Source organism: Paenibacillus pinistramenti, from assembly GCF_005869875.1.
Classification (GTDB): domain Bacteria; phylum Bacillota; class Bacilli; order Paenibacillales; family Paenibacillaceae; genus Fontibacillus; species Fontibacillus pinistramenti.
Genome location: NZ_VAWG01000001.1, coordinates 197,612 through 221,893 on the forward strand (window position 1 = coordinate 197,612; position 24,282 = coordinate 221,893).

General features: G+C 51.6%; 18 protein-coding genes. 5 read left to right on the plus strand and 13 right to left on the minus strand.

Features of this window, described 5'->3' with window-relative positions:
- Positions 1–122 precede the first annotated feature (122 nt).
- A complete protein-coding gene (locus FCN15_RS00980; protein WP_138493079.1) occupies positions 123–941 on the plus strand; it encodes an AraC family transcriptional regulator in 819 nt (272 codons plus the stop codon).
- A gap of 86 nt (positions 942–1,027) precedes the next feature.
- On the opposite strand, the gene FCN15_RS00985 is transcribed toward FCN15_RS00980, so the two are convergent.
- Positions 1,028–1,732: a TerC family protein gene (locus tag FCN15_RS00985; RefSeq protein ID WP_138493080.1), complete on the minus strand. Its 705-nt coding sequence runs from the start codon at positions 1,730–1,732 to the stop codon at positions 1,028–1,030.
- Positions 1,733–2,189: 457 nt separating this feature from the next.
- Here FCN15_RS00985 and FCN15_RS00990 point away from each other — a divergent pair, with 457 nt between their 5' ends.
- From FCN15_RS00990 to FCN15_RS01005, 4 genes are all read left to right on the plus strand, one after another.
- Positions 2,190–2,804, plus strand: coding sequence for a TVP38/TMEM64 family protein (locus tag FCN15_RS00990; RefSeq protein ID WP_162515260.1), 615 nt, complete (start codon positions 2,190–2,192; stop codon positions 2,802–2,804).
- A gap of 133 nt (positions 2,805–2,937) precedes the next feature.
- Complete coding sequence (gene msrA / locus FCN15_RS00995) at positions 2,938–3,906, plus strand: peptide-methionine (S)-S-oxide reductase MsrA (RefSeq protein WP_138493082.1); 969 nt, start codon at positions 2,938–2,940, stop codon at positions 3,904–3,906.
- 133 nt (positions 3,907–4,039) lie between these two features.
- On the plus strand, positions 4,040–4,222 hold the full coding sequence (locus FCN15_RS01000) for a DUF2188 domain-containing protein (protein WP_138493083.1): 183 nt from the start codon (positions 4,040–4,042) through the stop codon (positions 4,220–4,222).
- Between the two features lie 315 nt (positions 4,223–4,537).
- Positions 4,538–5,605 (plus strand): LacI family DNA-binding transcriptional regulator, encoded by a 1,068-nt coding sequence (locus FCN15_RS01005; protein WP_138493410.1) that lies wholly within the window; start codon positions 4,538–4,540, stop codon positions 5,603–5,605.
- A 128-nt stretch (positions 5,606–5,733) separates the two neighbouring features.
- Here FCN15_RS01005 and FCN15_RS01010 read toward each other — a convergent pair whose 3' ends face one another.
- From FCN15_RS01010 to FCN15_RS01065, 12 genes are all read right to left on the minus strand, one after another.
- Positions 5,734–6,585 carry an MBL fold metallo-hydrolase gene (locus FCN15_RS01010; RefSeq protein ID WP_138493084.1) on the minus strand — a complete coding sequence of 284 codons (852 nt, stop codon included), beginning with the start codon at positions 6,583–6,585 and terminating at the stop codon, positions 5,734–5,736.
- Positions 6,586–6,693: 108 nt separating this feature from the next.
- The gene (locus tag FCN15_RS01015; RefSeq protein ID WP_138493085.1) at positions 6,694–7,362 is read right to left on the minus strand and encodes a YitT family protein; all 669 of its coding nucleotides are present in this window, start codon (positions 7,360–7,362) and stop codon (positions 6,694–6,696) included.
- Between the two features lie 364 nt (positions 7,363–7,726).
- The gene (locus tag FCN15_RS01020; RefSeq protein ID WP_138493086.1) at positions 7,727–9,916 is read right to left on the minus strand and encodes an alpha-galactosidase; all 2,190 of its coding nucleotides are present in this window, start codon (positions 9,914–9,916) and stop codon (positions 7,727–7,729) included.
- A 232-nt stretch (positions 9,917–10,148) separates the two neighbouring features.
- A complete protein-coding gene (locus FCN15_RS01025; protein WP_138493087.1) occupies positions 10,149–12,050 on the minus strand; it encodes a beta-L-arabinofuranosidase domain-containing protein in 1,902 nt (633 codons plus the stop codon).
- Between the two features lie 16 nt (positions 12,051–12,066).
- Positions 12,067–13,710: a hypothetical protein gene (locus FCN15_RS01030; protein WP_138493088.1), complete on the minus strand. Its 1,644-nt coding sequence runs from the start codon at positions 13,708–13,710 to the stop codon at positions 12,067–12,069.
- Positions 13,711–13,741: 31 nt separating this feature from the next.
- A complete protein-coding gene (locus FCN15_RS01035; protein WP_162515261.1) occupies positions 13,742–15,865 on the minus strand; it encodes an ADP-ribosylglycohydrolase family protein in 2,124 nt (707 codons plus the stop codon).
- Between the two features lie 31 nt (positions 15,866–15,896).
- The gene (locus tag FCN15_RS01040; RefSeq protein ID WP_138493090.1) at positions 15,897–16,724 is read right to left on the minus strand and encodes a carbohydrate ABC transporter permease; all 828 of its coding nucleotides are present in this window, start codon (positions 16,722–16,724) and stop codon (positions 15,897–15,899) included.
- On the minus strand, positions 16,717–17,607 hold the full coding sequence (locus FCN15_RS01045; protein ID WP_138493091.1) for a carbohydrate ABC transporter permease: 891 nt from the start codon (positions 17,605–17,607) through the stop codon (positions 16,717–16,719). Before FCN15_RS01045 ends, FCN15_RS01040 begins: the two co-directional genes overlap by 8 nt.
- Positions 17,608–17,847: 240 nt before the next feature.
- Entirely contained in the window at positions 17,848–19,656 is a 1,809-nt protein-coding gene (locus FCN15_RS01050) for a cache domain-containing sensor histidine kinase (protein ID WP_138493092.1), read from the minus strand.
- Between the two features lie 18 nt (positions 19,657–19,674).
- Positions 19,675–21,255, minus strand: coding sequence for a response regulator (locus FCN15_RS01055; protein ID WP_138493093.1), 1,581 nt, complete (start codon positions 21,253–21,255; stop codon positions 19,675–19,677).
- A 150-nt stretch (positions 21,256–21,405) separates the two neighbouring features.
- Positions 21,406–22,821: an ABC transporter substrate-binding protein gene (locus FCN15_RS01060; protein WP_138493094.1), complete on the minus strand. Its 1,416-nt coding sequence runs from the start codon at positions 22,819–22,821 to the stop codon at positions 21,406–21,408.
- Between the two features lie 379 nt (positions 22,822–23,200).
- A complete protein-coding gene (locus tag FCN15_RS01065) occupies positions 23,201–24,157 on the minus strand; it encodes an L-lactate dehydrogenase (RefSeq protein ID WP_138493095.1) in 957 nt (318 codons plus the stop codon).
- Positions 24,158–24,282: the final 125 nt, after the last annotated feature.

The window sequence follows — 24,282 nt, forward strand, 5'->3', positions numbered from 1 at the left end:
TTGCGCTTCCTTAAGTTAGCTTTATAGTAATATGATTTTGCTTAAAGTAAAATGAAGTATATGATTCAAACATGCACAATCTGGTCATTATTTTATTTTTTAATTAGCAGGAGGGTTCAAGCATGTTCGCCGAGCAGCACCTCAGTATATTGGCGGCGGGATATTCCGTACACCGAAAAGCTTACAAATCCAATGATGTCAACGGCCCCGAGCATTATTTGATCCGGCTGCAGACAGAAGGCAAAGCGAAGACGAGAATCGCCGGCGAGCTTGTCAACGTGGAGATGGGCGATGTGCTTCTGTTCTCACCAAGCGAGCCCTATGAGCTTTATATTGATTCCGTTCCGTTCAGCAGCGGCTCTTCCATTCTCAGCGGAGATTATTACATCTTTATAGACGGCAGCTGGATCAAGGAATGGTGGAACGGCAGGAAGCGGCCGAACAAGATCCGCATGCCGCTGACCGATGCTTTTATCAACCTCTTCCGGCAGATTTCCCTTGAGCAGCAGCGGGTTTCGAAGCTAAAAGATGACATCGCCGCTCATTATATTCAAATTCTGTGCCTGGAAATCGACCGCCAGCTGGAAGAGCAGCCCCGGGATGGACAGCGGTCTTATCTCGCCTACCAGCTCAAACACTTTGTTGAGGAAAATGCTGCCACTGCCTTCCGGCTTGAGGATGCAGCCGCCCATGCAGGCATCAGCGTTTCACGGGCCGTGCATTTGTTTAAGGCGACTTTTGGCCAGAGCATTATCCAGTATGCCACGGATATCCGCCTGAATATGGCCCGGGAGCGGATTATATTCAGCCCGCTTTCGCTGGAGCATGTGGCAGAGAGCTCCGGATTTCCAAGCTATAACTATTTTCACAAGGTATTCCGCTCGAAATTCGGCATGTCGCCTAAGCAGTATCGCCTGGCCAGCCGCGAGAATACGAAATAACGGTCAAGGACAGCGGAAATGAAAATCAAAAATGAAAAAGGAAAAAGGATGAAGCTGCGCCTAGGCGCGCCTCATCCTTTCTTGTCTTATTCAAGTTCCAACCCCGTTAAAGCCTGCTCCGCCTGCTGTCTCTGCCGGCGTTTGGATTTGACCAGCAGCCCGATCCCCGTCACAGCGATGACGACGGCCGCTTCGAATCCGTATTTTACAATTCCGGCTGTAAACCAGTCATGAATCAGAGGCTCTTCAACCAGCATCTTGGCAGCCGTCCAGGCCAGCACCGCCGAGCCGATTGTAATGACAACCGGGAAACGTTCGGTAAGCCTCAAAATGACCGTGCTGCCCCATACCATGATAGGAACCGAAATGGCCAGTCCGATAATGACCATCGTCATATCACCGTGCGCCGCGCCGGCAACCGCCAGCACATTATCCAGCCCCATCATCGTATCGGCAATGATGATCGTGCGGATGGCGGCCCAAAGCTGCGTTCCCGCATGAATGTCATGCTTCTTCTCTTCCACCAGGAGCTTGTAGGCAATCCAGATTAACGCCAGCCCTCCCGCCAGCCGGAGTCCCGGAATATGAAGCAGCTGGACCACCAATACGGTCATTAACGCCCTGACCACGATCGCTCCAACCGTCCCCCATACAATGACTTTCTTCTGATCAGCTTTCGGAACGTTCCTCGCCGCCAGGCCGATGACGATTGCATTGTCGCCCGCCAGCACCAGGTCAATCAGAACGATAGAGAATAAAGCCGTCCAAAATTCAACACTCAGCAAATCCACAAGCATTACCTCCTTATTCGGATGCATGCCGGATCCGCGCTGACCGGGCGGTTTTGCCAGACTGTCCTGGAAAAACATGCCGCGCTGCGCCTTGCCTGTCTTTAGGCTAAGGCCTATTTTTGCGGCTGAAACTACACAAAAAGAGACCTTCACCTGCAGCTACAAAGCAGGCAAAGGTCTCGCTAACAACAATTCGAATTGTTGTCGATAAAGCCGGGGATACTATCCCGTAATGACGACTTTATTGTTTAAAGCTACTCCCCTTTGGGAACCGAGCATATGATTTGTTCCAGTATAGCATCTGGCTGTAAAGAATACTACGTTTATAGCAAAATTTTTTCGGAAAACTGCCAGCTTTATGACAAATCAGGCTCAAGTCCCTGCCGAATCAGCCTGTTGTTTCTTGCCGGCTGTTTATATATCATTTGAATTAAGAACCTGGAAGGGTCGGATAAAGATGAAGAAATGGCTGATACCTCTAATTTATATCGCTATTATGGCTGCTGCTTTTGCTTACAGAGAGCAGATCAGCCTGCTGCTGGATCACCCTCCCTCTCCCCTAATGATGCTCGTGCTCGCAGCGCTGCTGGCCCTGTTCCCGGTCATCCCTTACAAGCTTGTCATTGCGGCGATCGGAATGCTGTACGGACCTTGGGCCGGCGCATTAATTACGGTAACGGGCTCGACCTTGTCCGGAATTATTCTGTACGCAGCCGGCGCTGTCTGGTACCGCAATGATGCGGCCAGCCTTGTGGAGCGTTATCCGGCAATGCGCAGGTTCACTTCTTATGTGGCCAGACATCCGTTTGAATCGGTGCTGTTATACCGCCTGCTCCCGGTTGTCCCGCAATGGGTAATTAATTTGTATGCAGGGATCGCTGCCATTCCTTTCAGACTCTATTTGAGCGCTTCGGTTATCGGCAAGCTGCCGGGTATTTTTGTATACGCCTTTCTTGGCAGTTCACTGTTCTCTCACCCGCTGCTTGCTGCTGAAATTCTGGGCTTCTATCTCTTGTTTGTTGCAGCCGCAGTTTGGGGATATAAGAGGAGAAGCGCCCGGAGAACCGGCTGAGCCCAAGGATTCGTGCAGAAAAAGCGTTCCTCCTTCTATCCCGCTGATTTGGGATTTAGTTTAGAATCTATTATAATAGTTCATATTTGAAGGACTTTTACCAAAACTACAAGACAAAGGCAGGCGAATCGCTATGAATCATATACAAGGCAGCACTGAGCTGGCAACATTTGCAGGCGGCTGTTTCTGGTGCATGGTTACCCCGTTTGAGGAGCTTCCTGGCATCAAAAGCATCGTGTCCGGTTATACCGGGGGCCACACGGAGAACCCGACCTATGAGCAGGTTTGCGCCGGGGGCACCGGCCACTATGAAGCGGTCCAAATTACGTTTGACCCTTCGATTTTTCCTTACCGCAAGCTGCTTGAGCTGTTCTGGCAGCAGATTGATCCGACCGATGCGGGCGGCCAGTTCCATGACCGGGGGCAGTCCTATCAAACCGCTATCTTCTATCATAATGAAGCCCAGCGCGAAGCCGCCGAAGCTTCCAAGCAGGAGCTGGCCGGCAGCGGCCGGTTTGACAAACCGATCGTAACGGAAATTCTGCCGGCCAAACCGTTCTACCCTGCTGAAGATTACCATCAGGATTATCACAAGAAGAATCCGATGCATTACAAACGGTACCGCAAGGGCTCCGGGCGCGAAGATTATATCGAAACCCACTGGTCAAAGCCGGCACTGGACCAGCAGACACTAAAGAGCCAGCTGACGCCGATCCAGTATGAAGTTACGCAGAACAGCGCTACCGAGCGTCCTTTCACCGGCGAGTATTGGGATCATGATGAGGACGGCATTTACGTGGACATTATATCGGGCGAACCGCTCTTCAGCTCTACAGACAAATACGACGCAGGCTGCGGCTGGCCAAGCTTCACCCGTCCGCTCCGTGATTACAGCATCAAAGAAAAGCTGGATACCAGCCACTTCATGGTCCGCACGGAGGTGCGGAGCCGGGAAGCCAACTCCCATCTGGGGCATGTGTTTGATGACGGCCCCGGTCCAAATGGCCTGCGCTACTGCATCAACTCGGCCTCTCTCCGTTTTATTCCGAAAGCGGACATGGAGAAAGAAGGCTACGGAGAATATCTGTCCTTGTTTAAATAATCCCCTTTAGGGTAATCAAATCATTAACCGGATGAAGCTGAGCCTGTCCGCCAGCTCGGTCCGGTTCCCATGCAGGAGAAAATAACGTTAATCGTTGTTATTCTCCTGTGTTGCTTCTAAAGGAGGAATCTTTATGCCCTGGAGTAAAAATGATTATCCGCCCTCTATGAAAAATCTGGCTCCCCGCATCCGCAGCAAAGCGGTCGAAATCGCTAACGCTCTGCTGGAAGAAGGCTATGAGGAAGGCAGAGCCATTGCAATCGGTACCGCCAAAGCGGAGGAGTGGGATAAGCACCATCCTAAAGAGGATAAATAAGTAAAGCTGCAGCACGATCGAAACACCTTGCCGGGAGCCTGGGCCTCCGGCGAATAAATTTGAAATCGATTTCTGTTGCAGGGATTTATTTGGGAGTTAAGCGCTTTTTTTGCTGTAGTGAGCTCGGTCAGTGAAATCGATTTCTTGAGTTCAGCGATGAAAGATGGACTTTTTCCCGGGTAATTGCTTGATTATGAGCAGTCAAATCCCTTTGTTCTGCGGATTTCAAAAGTTATTGTAATCGATTTCAGCTTACATTATAATAGGTCCATATCATTTTATTCACCACATTAAATTTCAAGGTTGAGGGTTATGATGGATACTAAAATTGTCGATGTCGCCGCCAAAGCCGGCGTCTCTCCCGCCACTGTCTCCCGGGTGCTGAACCGCTCCAGCGGCGTAACGGAAAAAACTAGATTAAAGGTCATGCAGGCCATCGAGGATTTGGGCTACCATCCCAACGCCGCCGCCAAGCATCTTCGTTCCCAGAAGACCAAAACGATCGGCGTTATTGCCCAGGACATTAACAGCGCCTATTTTACCGAAATTATTAAAGGAATTGAAAATATGGCCTATGCGCAGAAATACCGGGTCATTATCTGCGATTCCGAGAATCAGAAAGAGAAGGAGCAGGAATATTTGAACCTGCTGCTGGACCGGACAATCGACGGCCTTATTCTCATTGTGCCGCTTATTTCCGATGAGGAAATTATCGAGCTTGCCGATAAAGGCTATTACGTGGCGGTTGTGGGACGGAACGTGCAGCATGAACGTGTTCCCTGTGTTTACACCGATAACGTTAAATTTTCCCGTGAGGTTGTCAACCATCTGGTTCAGCAGGGACACCGGGATATTGTCTTCCTGAATGGATATCCGGATGCCGTAGACAGCTTTGAACGTCTGGAAGGATATTTAAAGGCGCTCAGAGAGCACCTGATTCCGTTCCGCCCAGATTTCGTGGAGAACGGCAATTTCAATGAAGCCGGCGGCTATGAAGCTATGAAACGGCTGTTAGAGAAGGGGCTTCACTTTACAGCGGTCTTCGCCGCCAATGACGACATGGCGCTTGGGGTGTACCGGGCCTGCGAGGAGCTCGGCATCTCTATTCCCCAGCAGCTTGCAGTCATCGGAGTCGATAACAGCCGGATCAGCAAATATGTCAATCCGAAATTAAGCACGGTCAGCCAGCCAAAGTATACGATGGGCGCCATTCTCGTCGAGAAATTCATCGACCAGATGAACGAGAATCATTTTGCGGATGAGCGCGTATTTGTCGTCGATTCCGAGCTGGTCGTGCGCGAGTCGTCGGTTTCCTCTTCCCCTGCTTCCTCCGCCGGGCAGCCTTCCGTTCTTCCGCTTGAACCGTCTGAAGGGCAAAGCTAACGGGCTAAGCGGTGCTGGCTGAGCGGTGCTGCCAAACCGTTCGGGCAAACCCATCAAAAAAATCCCGCCAGGCCAGATTAGATTCCAGGGCTTGGCGGGATTTTACTCTTTTTACGGAATGCCGAATGTTAGACGTTACTGTTCTGAAACGCACGCGGCGATACGTACACGAACCGTTCCGAACGGGCCATAATATGAAACTTCTGCTCTGGGAAATGACGGTACATATAGTCGGCAAAATATCCCGGATTCTCGGCATTGCCGGCAAAGAGATCGTAATGAAGCGGAATGACCGTCTCGAAGCCTGCTTCATGGGCAAATTCGGCCGCTTCCCGGTAGTCCATGTTGCCGACAATTTCCCGGCTTGTCCGGAAATAATCACGCCCATTTATAGGGAGCATCGCCAAGTCGGCGTTGTGCTCACGCACCTTTTCCAGCAAGCCGTCATAAATAATGGTATCTCCCGCATGATACAGGGTTACACCGTTCAGCTCAAGCACATAGCCGACATAGCGGTGGAATCCCTGACCGTCCTGCTCCAGCTGCTCATGAGCGGCAGGAACAGCCCGCAGGCGGACCCCTTCGCACGGAGAAGTCCAGATCCCGGTATCCGCATTTTGCAGGGCCGTGTCCTTCACACCGATATCCAGCAGCTGCTGGCGGCACCAGGCCGGGGCTACCATCTGAACCGAAGGATTATTCCGCACCAGCACCGAAAGCGTGGCCGGATCCAGGTGGTCGATATGCTCATGCGTAATGAGACACAAATCGGCATTGTTAATATGCTCGGGCGCGATCGGCGCAGGATAAGTCCGCTCCTCAAATTCCGATACAAACGGATCGATGTAGACCGTCACTCCGCCTCCTTTGACGATGACGCTTTCCTGCCCCAGAAACCATACGGCCAGACAGCCGTAGGGCACTTCCGTCCCGGTTACCTCCTGGATGAGAGCCTCTCCCTTGCGGTTAATCTTACTCATGCACTGCACTCCTTTAGATGGGGATTCAAACCTGTGAATACAATGAATAAAGGACTCTTTTTATGAAAAAAAGGCCCTCTCCCTTCACAGGAAGAGCGCCCGCAGATCTTAAGCTTTCGCCGTCGTCTTGCCGTCAACCATGTCGACTACATAAGAAATCGAAACCGCAGGTTTGGTCTTCATCTGGTAGCCGACGACCCAGGTGATCATTTTCCCGCCGATTAAAACAGCCAATACCGTGAACAAGGTCTCCTTCAACGGCAGGAACAGCAAGGAGAGCAGCAGCACAGCGGCGTCAAGCACAATAAATACCGTACCGATCTTTAATCCGGTCCATTTAGTAAGGCATAAGGCCAAAATATCATCTCCGCCGCAGGCTCCGCCCCCGCGCAGCACGAGACCGGCTCCAATCCCTGTCAACAGCCCGGAAATAATGGCAACAAGCAGCAGGTTATGGTGCAGATCCAGCTGAAGCGGCGAGAAGCGCTCGCAGGCTTCGTACATAGCTGAGAAAGAAACTGACCCAAGCAGCATATAGCCGATAAAACGGCGGCCTTTCAAGAAGAAAGCAAGGATCATTAATGGAATGTCCAGCAGAATGGTCATCAGGCCTGGAGGCAGGTTAAACAAATATTTGCAGATCAGCGCCACGCCGACAAATCCGCCTTCTGCCAGGTGATTTTGAAAATTAATATGGTAATACGTAAATGCAAGCAAACCCGAACCCGTTAGAATCATTAAAATCTGTCTGATATTGATTGTTTTTGGTCTTCTCATCCGGTATCCCTCTTATCGCAGTTTTGTTGTCCTTTCGGCAACGCCCTGCAAAGAAGGTCCTTCGAGCCTTTGTCCTTCGCATCATCACACGCTTCTTTCGCAGGGTATTAGCCTAATCCGCCATTCCACTACGAAAGGGAGCTAAGTATAAGAGAGATCACAACGTTTCCAAATCGTCCTTTCGGATTTTGTCCTTCGGGAACACATGGTATCCTGATCCTTTCCTTATTATTTGAAGCAACCGCTGAAGCCAGCTCATTTGCTTCCAGTTTTCCTATATTTATTATAACACAGGAAAATTGATGACTAAACAGCTTAACGCCCGGAAAACCGGGCGTCAGCTGTTTTTAAACGTCTTATAGCGTTAAATTTCGCGAAGGATAAACAGGGAGCTCTTGAAATCTCCCTCCAGCGGCGTTAATTGCAGGCCCCGGTACATCAGCTCGTCCCCGCCGTAGACCCTGCCGTCCGCTTCCAGCCGGTAAGCCTTGTTCGGATCAAGCCCTTTCAGCTTGAAGCGGCGGAGCGGCGCATTTGGCGATGCGAGCACCTGGAAGTAAGCGGCAAAGGCTTCCTTCTTGTCCTCTGAAACGAACATCCACGCCGTATGGTTGCCTTCAAAAGGACTGAGCAGCCGGTAAAAGTCGCCGAACTGAATCAGGTCCCGGAGCTGCTTGTACTGCTCAACTTGGAGCTTGACGCTCTCCTTCTCCTCTTCGGTCAGCTTGGTCAAATCCAGCTCATAACCGAAGTTCCCGGACATGGCGACATGGCCGCGGGTCTCAAACGGGGTGATGCGGTGCACCTGATGGTTAGGCACAGCCGATACATGCGCACCCATCGTGCTGGCCGGATAAACGATGCTTGTGCCGTACTGGATCTTCAGCCGTTCCATTGCGTCCGTGTCATCGCTCGTCCACGTCTGCGGCATATAGTAGAGCATGCCTGGATCAAACCGGCCGCCTCCGCCGGAACAGCTCTCGAACAGAATGTGCGGGAAGCTTGAAGTAATCCGCTCCAGCACATCGTACAGGCCGAGCATATAGCGGTGAGCCGTTTCACGCTGGCGCTCAGGCGGCAGCAGGGCGGAGCCGATCTCCGTCATGTTGCGGTTCATGTCCCATTTCACATACGTAATCGGCGCGGAAGCCAGCACGCTGCTGACCGACTCGACAATGTAATCGCACACATCCTTGCGGCTCAGGTCCAGAACCAGCTGTTCTCTGGCGACGGTGCGGCTGCGTCCTTCGACATGCAGGCACCAGTCCGGATGCGCTCTGTACAGATCGCTGTCCGGAGAGACCATTTCCGGCTCAAACCAAAGCCCGAACTGCATGCCCGTTTCCGTAATGTCCCCGCCCAGCTTCTTCAGTCCGTTAGGCAGCTTGCGGCGGTCCTCCTTCCAGTCTCCCAGCGAGGAATCGTCGCGGTCGCGCCGGCCGAACCAGCCGTCATCGAGCACGAACAGCTCAAGCCCCAGCTCCTTGCCTGCCGCAGCGATTTCTTTGATCTTGGCTTCGTTAAAATTAAAATAAGTAGCTTCCCAGTTGTTGATCAGAATCGGACGTGTCTTGTCGCGGTGAACGCCTCTGCACAAACGCGTACGGTAAAGCTTATGATAGGTGCGCGACATGCCGCCGAGTCCCTCCGAGGAACGGACAAGCACCACCTCGGGCGCCTGGAACGCTTGTCCCGGCTCCAGCTGCCAGCTGAAATTAAACGGCTGGATGCCGAGCATCACCCGGCTTGTCGCATACTGATCGACTTCGGCCTGAGCCATAAAGCTGCCGCTGTACACGAGGCTGAAGCCGTACACTTCTCCAACATCCTCGCCGGCCTCCTTCGAGAGCAGCGCAATAAACGGATTCTGCTGATGGCTGCTGGAGCCGCGCTTGCTGTCAATCCGGTGGATCCCTGGCACAAGCGGACGTGTATGCATATGGCGCTCACGCGTCCATGTTCCGGACAGCTGCAGCATGTCATAATCCGCATCGTCGAATTCCACGCTGGCGCTCATCACCCGCTCCAGAACAGCCGGGCTTGTCCCTCTGTTCTCAATGCGCACCGAGCGGGTAATGGCATCCAGATTGCGGAATGCGGTGTATGCCAGCACAACAGCCAGCCCGGTTTGTTCATCCTTCAAATACAGCTCAAGGGTTTGAGCTTCCTCATCGTTCTCCGTATATGTAGCAGGAAGTCCGGCTAATTCCGGCTTGCCCTCCTTGATCGCATGGCCCTCGTAGCGGAAATCACTAATGGCCGATCCGTCCGCGAACCGGATTTCCAGCGCCGGCTCCCGGAAGTCTCCTGTTCCGTAAGAAGGATATTCATGCGGCAGCGTATCAAATGAGAAGGTGCGGTCCTCCCGGATGAAGTTCGGGCTGAACGAGCAGCGCTCTATCGTCAAATAGTCGGTATGGAAGCGCGAAGCATCCAGCTTGGGTCCCCAATATAAATGAGCCGGGTAACCGGACTTCACGATTTGGAAGATATAGCTGGAGTCTTTCGATTGCAGATGAAAAATAGATCTCTCCGAGTCATAATGAACTGTCATGGTCTTCTCTTTCTCCTTTTTTCCATCAAATGTTTAGGCAGCGTTTACAATTTCTAATTCCAGTATATAAGCGTGGAAGTTCGAATGCCAGTTTCTCTTGAAATTCCGTTATTTGTAGAGATTAGCAGCGGTTAATCCGATTCTGCAGATGACCAAAGTCTCGGACCCCTGAGCAGCACAAAGAGCAGCACAAACTCCGGCCAATCCAATCGGCCGGAGCATGTGGCAAATTCTATTCTTTTACAACCGGGAACTCTGCGATTCGAAGCCTTGCACTGCCATAGGGCACAAGCTCGATACGTTCAATCGGCTCCGAAGATGTGATCGGGCTAAGCGGCAGCTCGCCGGCAGAATGTTTGACTTCCTGCCATTGAGGGATACGTCTGCCTCGTCCGACTAACCGCACAGGGGCGTCTTTCGCAAAGAATGGCTGCTTGGTGACCGGACTCGTCTGTACCTCAAATACGCTTTCCGCGTTTAAGTCATTAAGGAGCAGTCCATAGTTCCACACGGCGCCGTCTTCCGGATACAGCTCCCAATCTGCGAACGGAAGGCTGCCGTACCGTTTGAACCAATGTTCACCGATTGGCAGTGCGTATACGAGCGGTCCCCGGGATACACTGATCGCATCATTGCCGCGGCGATCGGTTTCGACTTGCATCGGCAGCAGCAGTATGATGCTGTCGCCGGAATGCCACATACGCTCAATTGCCGCAAATCCGGCTTGAATGTCCAGCGTCTGTACTTCACCATTCACGCTGACAACAGGATCCTTGCACCAGGCTGGAATACGGAGCTTCAGCGGAAATTCAGCGGACTCCGATACTTGGATGGAGAGCTGTATCCCTTCCTCGAACGGATAGGCGGATTTCACCTCAATTGTCGCCGTTACGTTATTCTTGACTGTCGTTGTCACCGTACAAGGAGCATAAGAAACTGCTGCGAGTCCCCCTTCAGGCGTTGCCATCCATAGATGTGCAGCAAGCTTCGGCCATCCCTGGTGCATATTGGCTGTACAGCAGCCGAAGTTCGGCTCAAGGCCGAACATGTTCGCATCGTCGCGGTTCTCCGTCCAATTCCGGTGCTCGTGGGTACACTTGATTTGGTTAACCTGCTGCACGTACTGGCGGCTGGTCCAATCTGGAGAAATCGTTGCCGGCAGCGCATTAAAGGAGACTTTCTCCAGGATGTCAGCAAAATAACCGTCCCCATAGATTCGGACAAGCTGCTCCAGTGTGAACATATATTCCACAACCGCGCACAGCTCGACGCCTTGCGTCGGACTTGTCCCGGCGAGCCATTCATCACCCGAGCATAAGCCGTGAACTTGGCCATGATATTGCATGAGACTTTCGATCCCGCGGTACGGCGCTTCGCGGTGGCGAGCCTCACCTGTCTGCAAATATCGGAGAGCCGGCTCCTTCAAGGCCATCAGCACATTCACCACATGAACGCGGTGATCAAACGTCATCTGATAGCGCCAGTACGGGAAGTTCGAGAAGATTTCCGTCCATCCCAAGGTCTGCTGCTGCGTCTTCTCCGCCAGCTCGAGCAAGAATGCCTCACCCGTCCGGTTGTACAGCCATTGAAGGATGAGCACATTCTCTGCGCCGCGCGCCTCAGCCCAGTCAGTCAGCGGTCTCTCATCGAGATTGGCGGCCTGGTATCGGAAGTACCTCAGAAGAAACGGGATCACCCGCTCGTCGCCTGTCGCTTCATAATGCTGGGTCAATACCTTCGCCATTACCATCCGGCTCCACCAGTCATCATTCGTCTTAGGGCCGAACTGACCATCCTCTCGCTGGCTGCCAAGCGTCCATTCAATCCATCCTAGCGCTTTCGCAATCAGCGCCTCATCCTGCAAGGTATAAGCCAGCGGCAGCAATCCGTCGACATAATAGGGACCGCGTTCCCAGCTCTCGCCGGTACCTCCGAGCCAGCCGCTGTTAGCATTCAAGTCTTCCCAATGATCGGGCAGCCTGCCAGTGAACCCTTGGGCCTGAATGAGAAGCTGGTCCTTCAGCCAGCCTTGCGGACGAATCGCCCCCAAAGGCAGGTTCATGAGCGCAGCTGGCTGCAGCGGCGAGCGGTTCGCGACTGGCGGTGTTGGTTTGCGTTTCATCTCAATTGTCATGAATACGGACACCTCTTTATTTCGGATTCGTTAGAAATTGGGCAGCATAGACTTTCGCGTCTGCAATGATCGATTCGACTTCCTCAGCAGCAGTCGCGATTGTATCGTCCACGATCGTAACCGTCGGAATAATAGACCTGCGAATTGGCGTACGCCGCTGATTCGGGTTATATCCATGCTCATGGACACCAGTGGAACCTTTGCCCGGCGCACCCAAGCAGAGATGGCCGAACGAACGGTTGTACTTTTCGAACAATGGCGCATAAGACTCATCGTGCCAATGCATCACGCCGTCTGTGTGCCCCGACTGCATTAGTGGAGTTCCCAAGCCGGCTGCATCATACCAGCCTTCGCCTGCAATCAGGCAATCCGGCCGGTTCTCGCGAATACGGCGGCACAGTTCGATGAAGCCTTCATAGTAGTGATAATAAGGATCGTTCATCCAGGCAGCGGAGATATCCAGGAAGACGCCGTCAAACCCATAGCGGTCCATTAATTTGCCGATTTGGCCAACAAGCCGATTCTGCCAGCCTGGTGCTCCCGGATTAAGGAACGTGTTCGATGCGTGGTCGTAATGCCGCGACCCGTCCCAGTCGACAGAGCCTGTGATCGGGAAGCCTCCAGCCGTATGCGCACGGGATGGAGCGCCCCACTGCTCGAAATTTTCCAGCCCCGGATTGACGACATTCATCCCGAACATCGGCATCATACGGATCCCCAGCTTGCTTGCGCGGTTCATGAGAGCCTCGAAGCCTGTTTCGCCGCCCATCCGCGGATCCGGACGGAAATCACCGTATTGCCAGTAATACCGTCCTTCCCACCCAGGCAGATAGGCAAGGATTCGCTTCGGTTCGATCCGCTCAGCCAGCCATTCCAGCGTATCGCCGGTTTTCTTGTAATCATTGAAGATATAGCCGTTCCAATGCTGCATATGGATGGCCGCAACCAGCGAGATGTCCCGTGCCCATGCCGGCACGTCGCTCCTTGTTTCCCAAGGCTGCAGATTGAAATTCGCTTCCGTCTCCTTATGATGGAGCGCGCTAATCGCTTCTAATGAATCACATTCGCCAATCTCCCATTCCGGGACGCTTACTTCGTTCTGCATCCGCACGGCATCTTCTTCGAAAATCAGTTCCGCGCTGAGCCCCTTCTCTGTCCGTAAGAAGGTGAACCGTTTGTCGCGCACGCTCGTGTCCAGCGAGCGGTAATAGACGATACGGTCCTCGTCCGTTCGCATGATGACAAGCGGTGTATACAGGCTGCGCCATCCTTCCGGATAATGAAGCAGCAGCCCGGACCCTTCAATCGCTTTGGACGGAGTTTCGCGCAGGTTGATCACCTCGCCGTTCTCCACTCCCTCAAGGAGCAGCTTGACGCTGCGGATCTTCTTACTGCCTGTGCTTGCCTCTACGCGGAAGCGGACACCTCGACCGTCCGCATTCTTGCGGACATGAATGACAGCCCTGCCCTCTGCCTTCTCTTGCCCATTCGCCCAGGTTAATCCGTCTGCAGTAACCGTTAACGAATCTTCGTTCCCGATAACCCGGCAGCGGTCGAAATCCAGTCCATATACATTTTCAAACGTGTGAATATAAAGGGTAAAAGTATAGGAATTAAATTGGAACAATGGATGCTGCTTCTCAAAGCTTACGTCTTGCATCGGCAGATGACCTCCACTAATTTTCAAGTTGTTATTTGAGATACACCGCATGGGGAGCGGCCATGATTTCAATTCGGTCCAGCTGCAGCGCTTCACTGCTTTGCCCGTCCGAGGATAATTCGATCGAATTCCGTCCTTCTTGAAGGACGACAGGAAGCTCGACCCGATTGTCGGAGAATGCGGCTGATCTGCCTGTAGGCGGGAACCATGCGGCTGCAGCCGGATCTCCATTCACTGCCAGATTCATGCTTGTCAATTCACCCGAAGGGTTAGCGTAACGAATGACCAGCCTATATTCGCCAGCTTCCTCACGCTCGATATCCTCGAACGTGATCTTCCCGGATGTCCCTTCAGCCAAATGAATGAATTGTCCGCCTGATGCATCAGTACCGCCGCCTTCGACTACAAAGCCCGTATACTCCGCATCTTCGGCTTCTGCCTGTAAGGCTGCACCGGGTACGATCGGCTCCACGGTCAAATCGTCAAGCGCAGCCGACAGCTCTCCTTTACTTCCCGGCGGGACATGCAGACCAACGATGGCTGTTGATCGGCCTGCTGTGAACGTCAGCGTACGGCTCGCATATTTGCCGGTGCGATTTGATACGGATGCATAGCGGTAAGGACCGCCGTATTCATCGGCGAACAAGCGAGCTTCAAGACCACGATCCGCCGTCAGATAAGCTTTTACCTGGTAGGTCTGGCCCTTCTTCAGCCCATTCAGCTTCACGTAAAGCTTGCCTTCCTGCACCTCTTCATTCACATCGATCCGCCCTTTCCAATCGCCGGACAATGCGGAACCGTTATCCTGTGCATAGATGTGGGAATCGTCAGCCTTTGGATTCCACGCCGTCCAGCCTTCGAGCGAGCCTTGTTCAAAATCCGCATTCGGGATTATGACCACCTCTGCAGGACGAAGGTTCTCCGCTGGTATGCGATATTCGCTGCTCTCCGTGCTCCCCCCATGGAAGACGATCATCCGTTCCGCATTCTTCTGATACAGGGAAGCGATATCCGTCAGCTTCTGCTCATCCGGATAATTCGCGTTCAGATGAGGCGTGAAATCCGGATCATTGACGTAGATGCCCTTACCATCGGCATAGATGGCAAATTTCACTTCCTGCGGCACGCCGTCCATGCCTTTGATAATTCCCATGAGTCCCATCACAAAAGAAGCTGTACAATCGGCGTCATAGCCAGCTAATGAAGCGATCTTGGCGGATTCCGTATAATCGTTGTTCCCGTACAGGATCGCGAGAAGCGCCAGCGCGTTGTTGATGTCCGGAATCACCTGGATATTATCCCAGCCATATACCAGCCGTTTAAACTGACGCAGTTCGCTTTGCGCCCAGCGCCAATCGTCCGGTTTCTCATCATGCAGTGCTTTGACCTTCATGTAGATCTGATAAGGCCAGCTGTTCCTTGGCAATACGGCAGCGGCTTGATCCAATACAGTCCGTGCATCCTGCTCGAAATAGGCCAGCGAATACATCGTGCCCTGCAGCTTGGCCCACAGTACGGCATCGTACTCACCGGTAACGCTGGCGAATTTCTCAGTCAAACCGGCGGCCGTTACCGGCATCCCCGGTGCAGTCATGCCAAGTGTGTCATTCTCGATATAGGCTTCTGTCACCCAATAGAAATCGTTAAACTCCGACTTGCCGGTCAGCGGCGGAAGTAAATTCATCGTTCTCATGCTGGCCATCGCCGCGCCGCCCCCGCCCCAGTCGCTGACGTCGTGCTCCAGCCATTCGGCCTTGATATCCGCGTTCGATACGTTCGGACCATGAACATCCAGGATATGCTGATTGAAAAAATCGATATGATAATCGTCATCAGAGCCGATAACCGCCTGTCCCCGATCTTCGAAAAGCCGGTCATTCTGCGGCTGCTGGATATACGCACTGCTGCCGCTGTAAGGCCCTTCAATCCAGCCGAACCATTCGTCTGGCAGTGGATCTTCCGACACAAATTCATAGCCCGTTAACACGCCGCCTACCTGTCCAATGATGCCTGCCAGCGTCTTGTCATAGTAGACCTCCTTGGAGATCGAGCGAACCTCCTGTCCGCTCCCGTCCCCGGCCGCCAGCCATCCGGCTGCACTGCCGGCCAGAGCAAGAGCGGCCGCGATGATGACAGCTTTCAAACTCTTCCGCATCGTACTGCTCCTCTTCTTGGGGCGCCTAGCCTCACCCCTTGATCCCGGACATTGCAATGCCTTGCACATAATACTTTTGCGTGAGCAGATACAAGATGATAATCGGAACGATCGCGACGGTTGAAGCGGCCATGAGCAGTCCCCAATCGACCGTATAAACGCCTTTGAAGGATGAGATGATGAGCGGCACGGTGAATTTGTTTTCACTGTTCAAGAAAATCAGCGGACCGAAGAAGTTATTCCAGTTGCCGATGAACGTGAACAAGCCTAGAGTAATGACGGCAGGCTTACACAGCGGCATCACGATCTGCCAATAGATGCGCGGATGGCTGGCACCGTCGATTTTAGCCGATTCGAGGTAAGCATTTGGAATACCGCCCATGAACTGCTTGATCATGAATACCCCGTATGCATTAATCATGATCGCCGGCACGATCAGCGGCAGATGCGTATCGATCCAGTTGAATTTACTGAACAGAATATACAGCGGGATCAGGGTTACTTGGCCTGGAATCATCAGTGTCGCAAGGAAGACTGCGAACAGAGCGCCGCTGCCTTTGAATTTGATTTTCGCAAAAGCATAAGCCGCGATGCTGCTGGTCAGAAGCGTGCCGACTGTGACCAGCACCGCAATTTTAGTACTGTTCAGATAAGCCCTTGCCATCGGCATCAGTTCGAATACTTTTGGAAAATATTCCAGCGTGAACGACTTCGGCACCAATTGCGGCGGTACCTGAAAGATCGCGTCACTTGGTTTGATAGACGTCGTAATCATCCAATAGAACGGAAAAATTGTCGTAAGGGCAACTGCAATAAGAAGCAAATGAATAAAGAAATTACCGCGCTTCGTTCTAGTCAATGTAATTCACCCACCGTTTGGACAGTTTGAATTGAATGAAGGTTACGATCAGGACGATTACGAACAGCACCACGGAAACCACAGCGGCTTCGCCCATCCGGAAGTAGCGGAATGCCAGATCGTAGATATACATGACGAGCGTATAGGTCGAAAATGCCGGACCGCCTGCAGTCAGAATGAACGATTCCTGGAACAGATTGAAGACGCCGATCAACATCGTGACAATGATGAAGAAGGTTGTTGGCGACAGCAGCGGGAGCGTGATGTTGAAGAATTGGCGCATTTTTCCGGCACCGTCAATCTCAGCCGCTTCATAGTAATCCTCCGGTATTCCTTTCAAGCCGGCGAGGAAGATCAGGTAATAATAGCCCATCCCCTGCCATGTGCTCATAATGATGATGGCGATCCGCGCCCAGAAGGCTTCAGTCAGCCAGTTCGGACCTGTAATACCTATCGCATCCAGAAAATTGTTGAGCAAGCCGATATCCGGCGCGAATACCCAGTACCAGACAAGGACAATCGCTACAGACGAAGTGACCATCGGCAGGAAGAATGCCGCCTTGTAGATCGATAGACCTTTGATCGCCCGGTTCGTCAGCAGAGCCATTCCCAGTGAGATCGCGGTCGTTACCGGGACAATGCCAAGTACGAAGTACAGCGTATTGCGAAGCGCATAATAGAAGTTCTCTTCATGAAAAATCACATTAAAGTTATCCATCCCAATCCACTTCGGCGAATTGGTGAAGTCCCACTCCGTGAACATTAAGTAGAAGGACATCGCCACCGGAAACAGTACAAAAGCCAGTAATCCGATGATCTGCGGCGAGATGAACAAATACCCCCAGAAGTTCTCACGCTTGTTTAATTTCGATACGCCTTGCATGTCTTCACTCCTTTAAGCTGTGCGTTAGTTAGGTTCTGTTGATTGTGCGCCTATGTCCTTAGCTTAAAGGTTTGAAAGCGCCATCGTAACGAGTGGATATTATGAGGTGGTGCACAATATTACGTTGTTTGGCTGCCTTCCCCTTTTCCCCTCAAATCCTTTTAATTTCTTTTAATTTCACCTTTAACTTCACTGCACAAAAAACAACCGCCCAAGCGGGCAGCTGCTCTCAACATTCCTCTATTCATCGAGCTCTACATAAGGGATAGACATGATAACCGTTGTTCCTTCGCCAAGCTCACTTACAAATTCCAGGCCATATGGCTCACCAAAATGGAGCTTCAAACGTTCATTGATATTGCGAAGTCCCATACCGCCGATATGCAGATTGCCTTTACGCCCGCTCCGCGGAGCTGCTAGTGCAGGACTCACCTTTGCACCAAGCGCATCTAACTGCCCCGCATCCATGCCTTTTCCATTATCGCTGATTTCGATACGAAGCCTATCTTCCTCTTCATAGGTACGGATCATAATACGGCGCTCTGTCATCTCCGGATCGAACGCATGAATGATGCAATTCTCGACTATCGGCTGGATCGTAAATTTCAGAATGGCAAAATCTCGAAGACGCGCTGAAATCTGAGTCTCGATTACCAGCTGCATCTTATAGCGGTACTGCATAATGGTCACGTAACTGCCGACATAATTGAGTTCATCCTGAATTCGAATGAGATCTGTCTGATGACTGGCGCTTATTCGCAGGAGATCGATTAAAGCCCCGGACATCGCCTCAATATCTTTGGGCCGGTTCATTCTCGCGAGCGACTTGATGGAATTGATCGTATTGTACAGAAAATGCGGCGTTATTTGGGCTTGCAATGCCCGTATCTCATGCTCCTTCTTCGCCTTCTGCTCCTGCGTCACATCCTCGATCAATATCGACACGCGCTCGGCCAAATAATTAAAGGCGCGGGCCAGCCGGCCGAATTCGTCTTTCCGGTTCATCTTTACTCGTTCCTGCAGCTGGCCGATCTCAAAACGCTTCATCGCTTTAATGAGCGAGGCTATTGGTCTGTATAAATGAAGGTAGAGCAGTAAAGCAGCAGCAAATGCGAAGCATCCCACGACCATGGTGACCAGCACAATCATACGTGAGATTTGACTGACCCCGTGAACGATATTCGCATAAGGAATCCGGTAAATGATTTTCCAGCCATTCACTTCGGACGTCCGGTAGGAGACGACCCATTCACCTTCGTCCGTCTTCTGCTTGAAGCTGCCGCTCGCCTCCGTCCAGAATTGGTCCGCCCGCAGGTCCGCTTGGATGCTGCTGCCTATCTTCGTCCGGTCCGAATCATAAATGACTTTCTTATTCGCCGTGACGATCTGAATGGATTCCCCTTTAGCCAGCGCATTCGCGTCCAGCTCATCGAACAGCATATCAACATTGACGTTGAATACAGCAATCCCGAGCACCTCATCGCTGAAGGGCTCGACAATGCTTTCCGATACGGTCAGCGATGCTGCCCCGTTCTCATACATGTACTGCCATAATGCTTTTGCATGCGTCTTCACCGTGTTGGTATAGACCGGCAAGTTCGTAAAGTTGTCGGTTTCCGCATCTTTTACAGTCCCTCTTAGAAATGGAAGCCCGTCCCCGCTTGGAATAATCAATACCGCATCGAACAGACCAGGCTTGCTCGTCATAATGCTGTCTAGGCGCGATCCCACTTCGGATACGACCGAGAAGGCCCGGTCCGATTCATAATTGGTACCATTGATGTTTTGCAAGTAATAAGTTGTATTGAAGTTCGTGACCAAATCGCTTAGCAAAAACTCGATTTCATTGAATGAGCGGTCCAGCGCGTTCATCTTCGTGTTATTCAAATTAAGCGCATTCTCCGTTTCCCGTTCGACGGCGAGGCTGGAGGATTTCGTGTTGACCAGATAGCCGACGACGGCCAGCGGAATGATGGAGATTCCGATAATAAAGACGATCAGCTTATATTTCAGACTAACCCAACCGATCGCGAAATTGATTCGCCTCATCACAGCAGTTCCTTTCACTTAGCGGACCGGATTCGCCGATTGTTTGAATTCAGTTGGTTTGAGACCGGTAAGCTGCTTGAAAATCCGGCAAAAATAACGGTAATTGTCGAGTCCGACTTTCCCTGCAATTTCCTTGACCCGGCTGTCAGGCTGCATAATCAGCAGCTTTGCCTTCTCAATCCGGATTTTATTGAGGACATTGATAAAATTGTCACCGGTTTCCTGTTTAAACAGCTTACAAAAATAATTTTTGCTAAGCCCGACATAATTCGATACGTCAGCAAGTGAAATTTCAGAGGCATAATTTCGTTCCATAAAGTTCATGGCGTAGCGAATTTCTACCCTCATGTCGTTCAAGCTGCCAGATTGCATCTGCTCCACATATTGCGTGATCATCATTGTTAACTGAGCCGTCAGGTTGTCTAATGTAGACCGCTCGGAAAGTATGGCCTGTTTGAAAGCGTTAATCTCAATTTGCTCCAAGGCGGATAAACATTTCGTTTTGATAACACGGAACAGCTGGTCGCCCAACCGCTGAAGTATGCTGCGGACGATGGAGGGCTCCAACCTTGCATGTGCCAAATAGCGGTGCAGGAGAGCCAGCTGATCGCGCGCATAATCACCATCCGCAGCCTGAATCGCCTGTATGATCGAAAGCTCATACTGATCGATCATGGTCGAATCTGTTAACGTTGTTTTTGCCGAACCTGCCGTGCTCGTATCCAAGAGTGCTTTGAACCCGTCATAGAACAGATCGGACAGTTTCTCATTCATGAGTTTAAACTGTTTCTGCAGATCCGGCGGCTGCGCGCAGATATCCCCTTTGACCACGATCCCCCGCTGCTCCATCAGGCCTGCTGCCAATTGAAGCGCAATTTCATGCTGGCATTGCTTGATGAGCAGATAGCTTTTCTGCGTGGTGTAGATCAGGAGGAAATATTGATGATCCGTCACTTTTACTGCATCCATGCGTACATCCTGGAGCTGAACTTGCTCTGACGCACGCAGGAGCATTTCCCGGTCGAACTTATCCGCTTGAATGAGAATCGGCAGCCACACGCCCTTTGCCGCCGGGATATTCAATCGCCTCGCTTGTTCGTAGAAGGAATCCGCCTCCATTGTGCCGGTGAGCCAGCTTAGCCAGAATTGTCCTACCAAGGTCTGCTGCCCATACTGCCGCAGCTCCTCTAATTGCGCGTGATGCTCGGACTCCAGTCTCTCAACGACTAAGTCCCTTTTAAACTGCCCGAGCAGCTCCAATAAGACATCAGGATCAAGCTTATATTTGAGCACATAGTCAGAAGCTCCATATTTCATCGCTTCTTTTACGGATTTGAAATCATCGTAGTTGCTCATGACTAGAATCTTGGCATGCCGCTTCGCGTTCTTCACTCGCTTGATTAATTCCATTCCATCCATGACAGGCATATAAATATCAGTCAGAATGATATCCGGATCGTACAGCTCGGTCAGCTGCAGCGCAGCTTTCCCATTATCCGCTTCGCCAATAACATCGAAACCGTGCGCCTGCCAATCAATTAACGTCTGAACGTCCTCCCGAATCAATCCATCATCATCCACGATTAATACTTTATACATGCTGTATCCCCCCAGATTATGTCTATCGAGCTGCCGATGGCCGTTTTTCAACCGTTAGAGCTTGGCAGGAAACAGATACTAACGAATACTTCCTTCCAACTTATAACGGGAGAAAAGACGAGGGAGACCCATCCTCCCTCGCCGTTCTCATTAATTCGCTTTTTGCTCGGTCTTCTCTTTGGTCTCCAATAAGATTTGAGTCGATTTCGTGAGGAACTCGTCCACGGACATTTTGCCAAGGAGCCATGTGTCGAGCTGTGCGTTAATCTTCTGGTCTGCTTCTTCATAGAATGCATTATAAGGGACAGATACGGTGTGATCCAGTGCTTTTGTAAAGGTATCCAAATCTTCCGCCGAAATTTTGTCGCCGAACAAGCTTTGCTTAATTTCATCAAACGTTTCACGGTGAATCGGAAGGCCGCCTACCCCGGTCTTTGCAAGCGCATCCCAAGCTTCTTTGCTGTAGATCGCTTGAAGCGCTTCCCACGATTCCTGCGGGTGCTTCGTGCCTTTCCAGATCAGGAAGTTGTCGATAAATTGGGAAGAGTAAGCTTGGCCTTTGCCTGCCGGAATCGCTGCAATCCCGACATTAAAGTTCTTAATATCGTTCTTCACGCTGCCAATATACCAGGTGCCGTCGATGGCCATGGCGATCCGGCCAGCTTTGAACATATCGAATCCACCCATTATCTTTGTGTCCGTCGGACGAGGTACTGATTTATCTACACGCAGCATATCGTCGAACCACTGATAGACTTCTTTCGTTGCCGGCTCTTGAATTGCAGGTGTCAAATCTTCATTAAAGATGTTCTTGCCCCCGTTAGACAGCGAGAACATACCGCCAGCGTAGCTGAGGAACGGACCGGCGGACAAACCAAACGTTTTCTTCGAACCTTCGCCGCTCGTAAATTGCTTTGCTATATCGCGGACTTGCGAGAACGAAATTGCATTGTTCCAATCATGGGACGGTTCCGCGATTCCCTTTGCCTTGAACATGTCTTTGTTGTAGTACATGAGCATATAGTAGATACCCGACGGAAGACCGTAGTACTTACCGTCTTGGTAACCCGCATTCTTGAACGTGTTCTCAAAGTATTTGCTCATGTCAAGCGATTTCATCATTTCGGTAATATCAAGCGCCTGATCCTTCTTGATGATCTGCGGCATGAACGATTCCGCAATCCGGCCGAGGTCAGGCGACTTGCCTGCTGCGATCTGAGCCGTCACTTTTTGATAGTACTCGGGCCATGTCGAGGTGTTGATCTTCTCAATTTTAATCGTAATATTTTTGCCGTCCGCTTTAAGCTTCTTGTTCGCTGCGTCAATCATCGCCGTCCAGCCCGCAATTTCATTGGCATTCGCCTGCATGGCGAAAGTCAGCGTTACCGGCGCAGACGAGGTGCTGTCTTTGTTCTCGTTGTCTGAGGTCACTTCCTGCTGTGTCTCGCTTGTCTGATTCTCCGCAGAATTTGAATTGCTGCTTCCGCCTCCGCAAGCTGCCATCACAACCATCATGAATGCCATAACGAGCATAAGCAGACCTTTCTTCCCCTGTCTTGGTCTCATTGATATTCCCCTTTCGGACTCTAGCTGTTTGCTTTGCCTCCTAAATGTATCCGATTTCAAAACTCAAAAGTATGACCTGAAATTATGAACGGGTATACAATATTATTCACTTTACAGCATCGCTGAATAAGCCGTCGAGCCCTTAACATACGATATAGCTTCCCCTGCGAGAGAAGCCACGCATAGATCCAGCGATAGATCGTCTTGAAGCAGATCATTTAAGTGCCGCACTTCATATTACAATCTGTCGTTTTTTTAAAAAAGAAAAGCAGCCCTCACGGCTGTCCCCGTAAGAAGCTGCTTCCCTGCTACCTGTTTCCCTGCTTACCTGTTTCCCTGCTTCCATCCCTTATCTCCATATCCCGTGCACGCCGTCTTTTCAGGCCGTTTCCACGAGCTTGGCAATATTTTCTTTGATCACGCTGCAGGATTTCAGAAATTTGCGCTCTTCCTCCTCCGCCAGGTTCAGTTCCAAGACCTCCTGGATACCGCCTTTGCCGACAATCGCCGGCACGCCGATGCAGAGATCGCGCTGACCGTATTCCCCGTCCAGAATGGCGGAGACTGCGATGATTTTGTGCTCATCGTTCAGGATCGAGCGGGTAATATAGGCCAAAGCGTTGCCTATGCCGAACTGGGTGTTGCCCTTGCGGGTAAAAATCTCCCAGCCGGCATCCTTGGTTCTGCGCTCGATAGCCTCCAAATCAACTTCCTTAAAGCGTTCCTTATGCTCGCTGAGGATCTGCAGAATCGGCTTGCCGCCGATGGTCACGTGCGACCAGGCCACAAACTGGGAGTCGCCGTGCTCGCCAAGCGCATAGCCCTGAACGCTGCGCGGGTCGATGGAAAAGACATCGGACAGCAGTGTTTTCAGCCTCGAGGAATCAATGGAGGTTCCCGTTCCGATTACCCGGCTGCGAGGCAGGCCGGACACCTCACGGACAAGGTAGGTGATAATGTCCACCGGATTGGCAGCCACGACGAACACGCCGTCAAAGCCGCCGGCCATAATCCGGTTCACGATATCGCCCGTAATCTTCTTGGATTCTTCCAGAAGCTCGAGCCTGGATTCCATGCCCTGCGGGTTCCGGCCGGCAGTCAGGATGACTACATCCATATCGCCGCATTCCTCCAGCGTGCCTGCGCTGACCTTTGTCCGGGTGGAGGCAAACTCCATGCAGTGGGACAAATCAAGCGCCTGGGCCACCGCCTTGTCATACGTACGGTCAATAATCATAATTTCATCGCAAATGGATTGATTAATCATCGAATAAGCGCAGGCCGACCCGACCATCCCCGCTCCGACAATTGCTACTCTTCTAGTTCCTTTTCCCATCCCGTTATCCTCCTGTTGTATCCGCTGTTCCTAAAGTTCTACTTTATATAGTATAATATTCAGCCCGCAAAAATGTCACAAAACCTGCCATCACACCCGTGACATTTCAGCGAAATATCGGATAA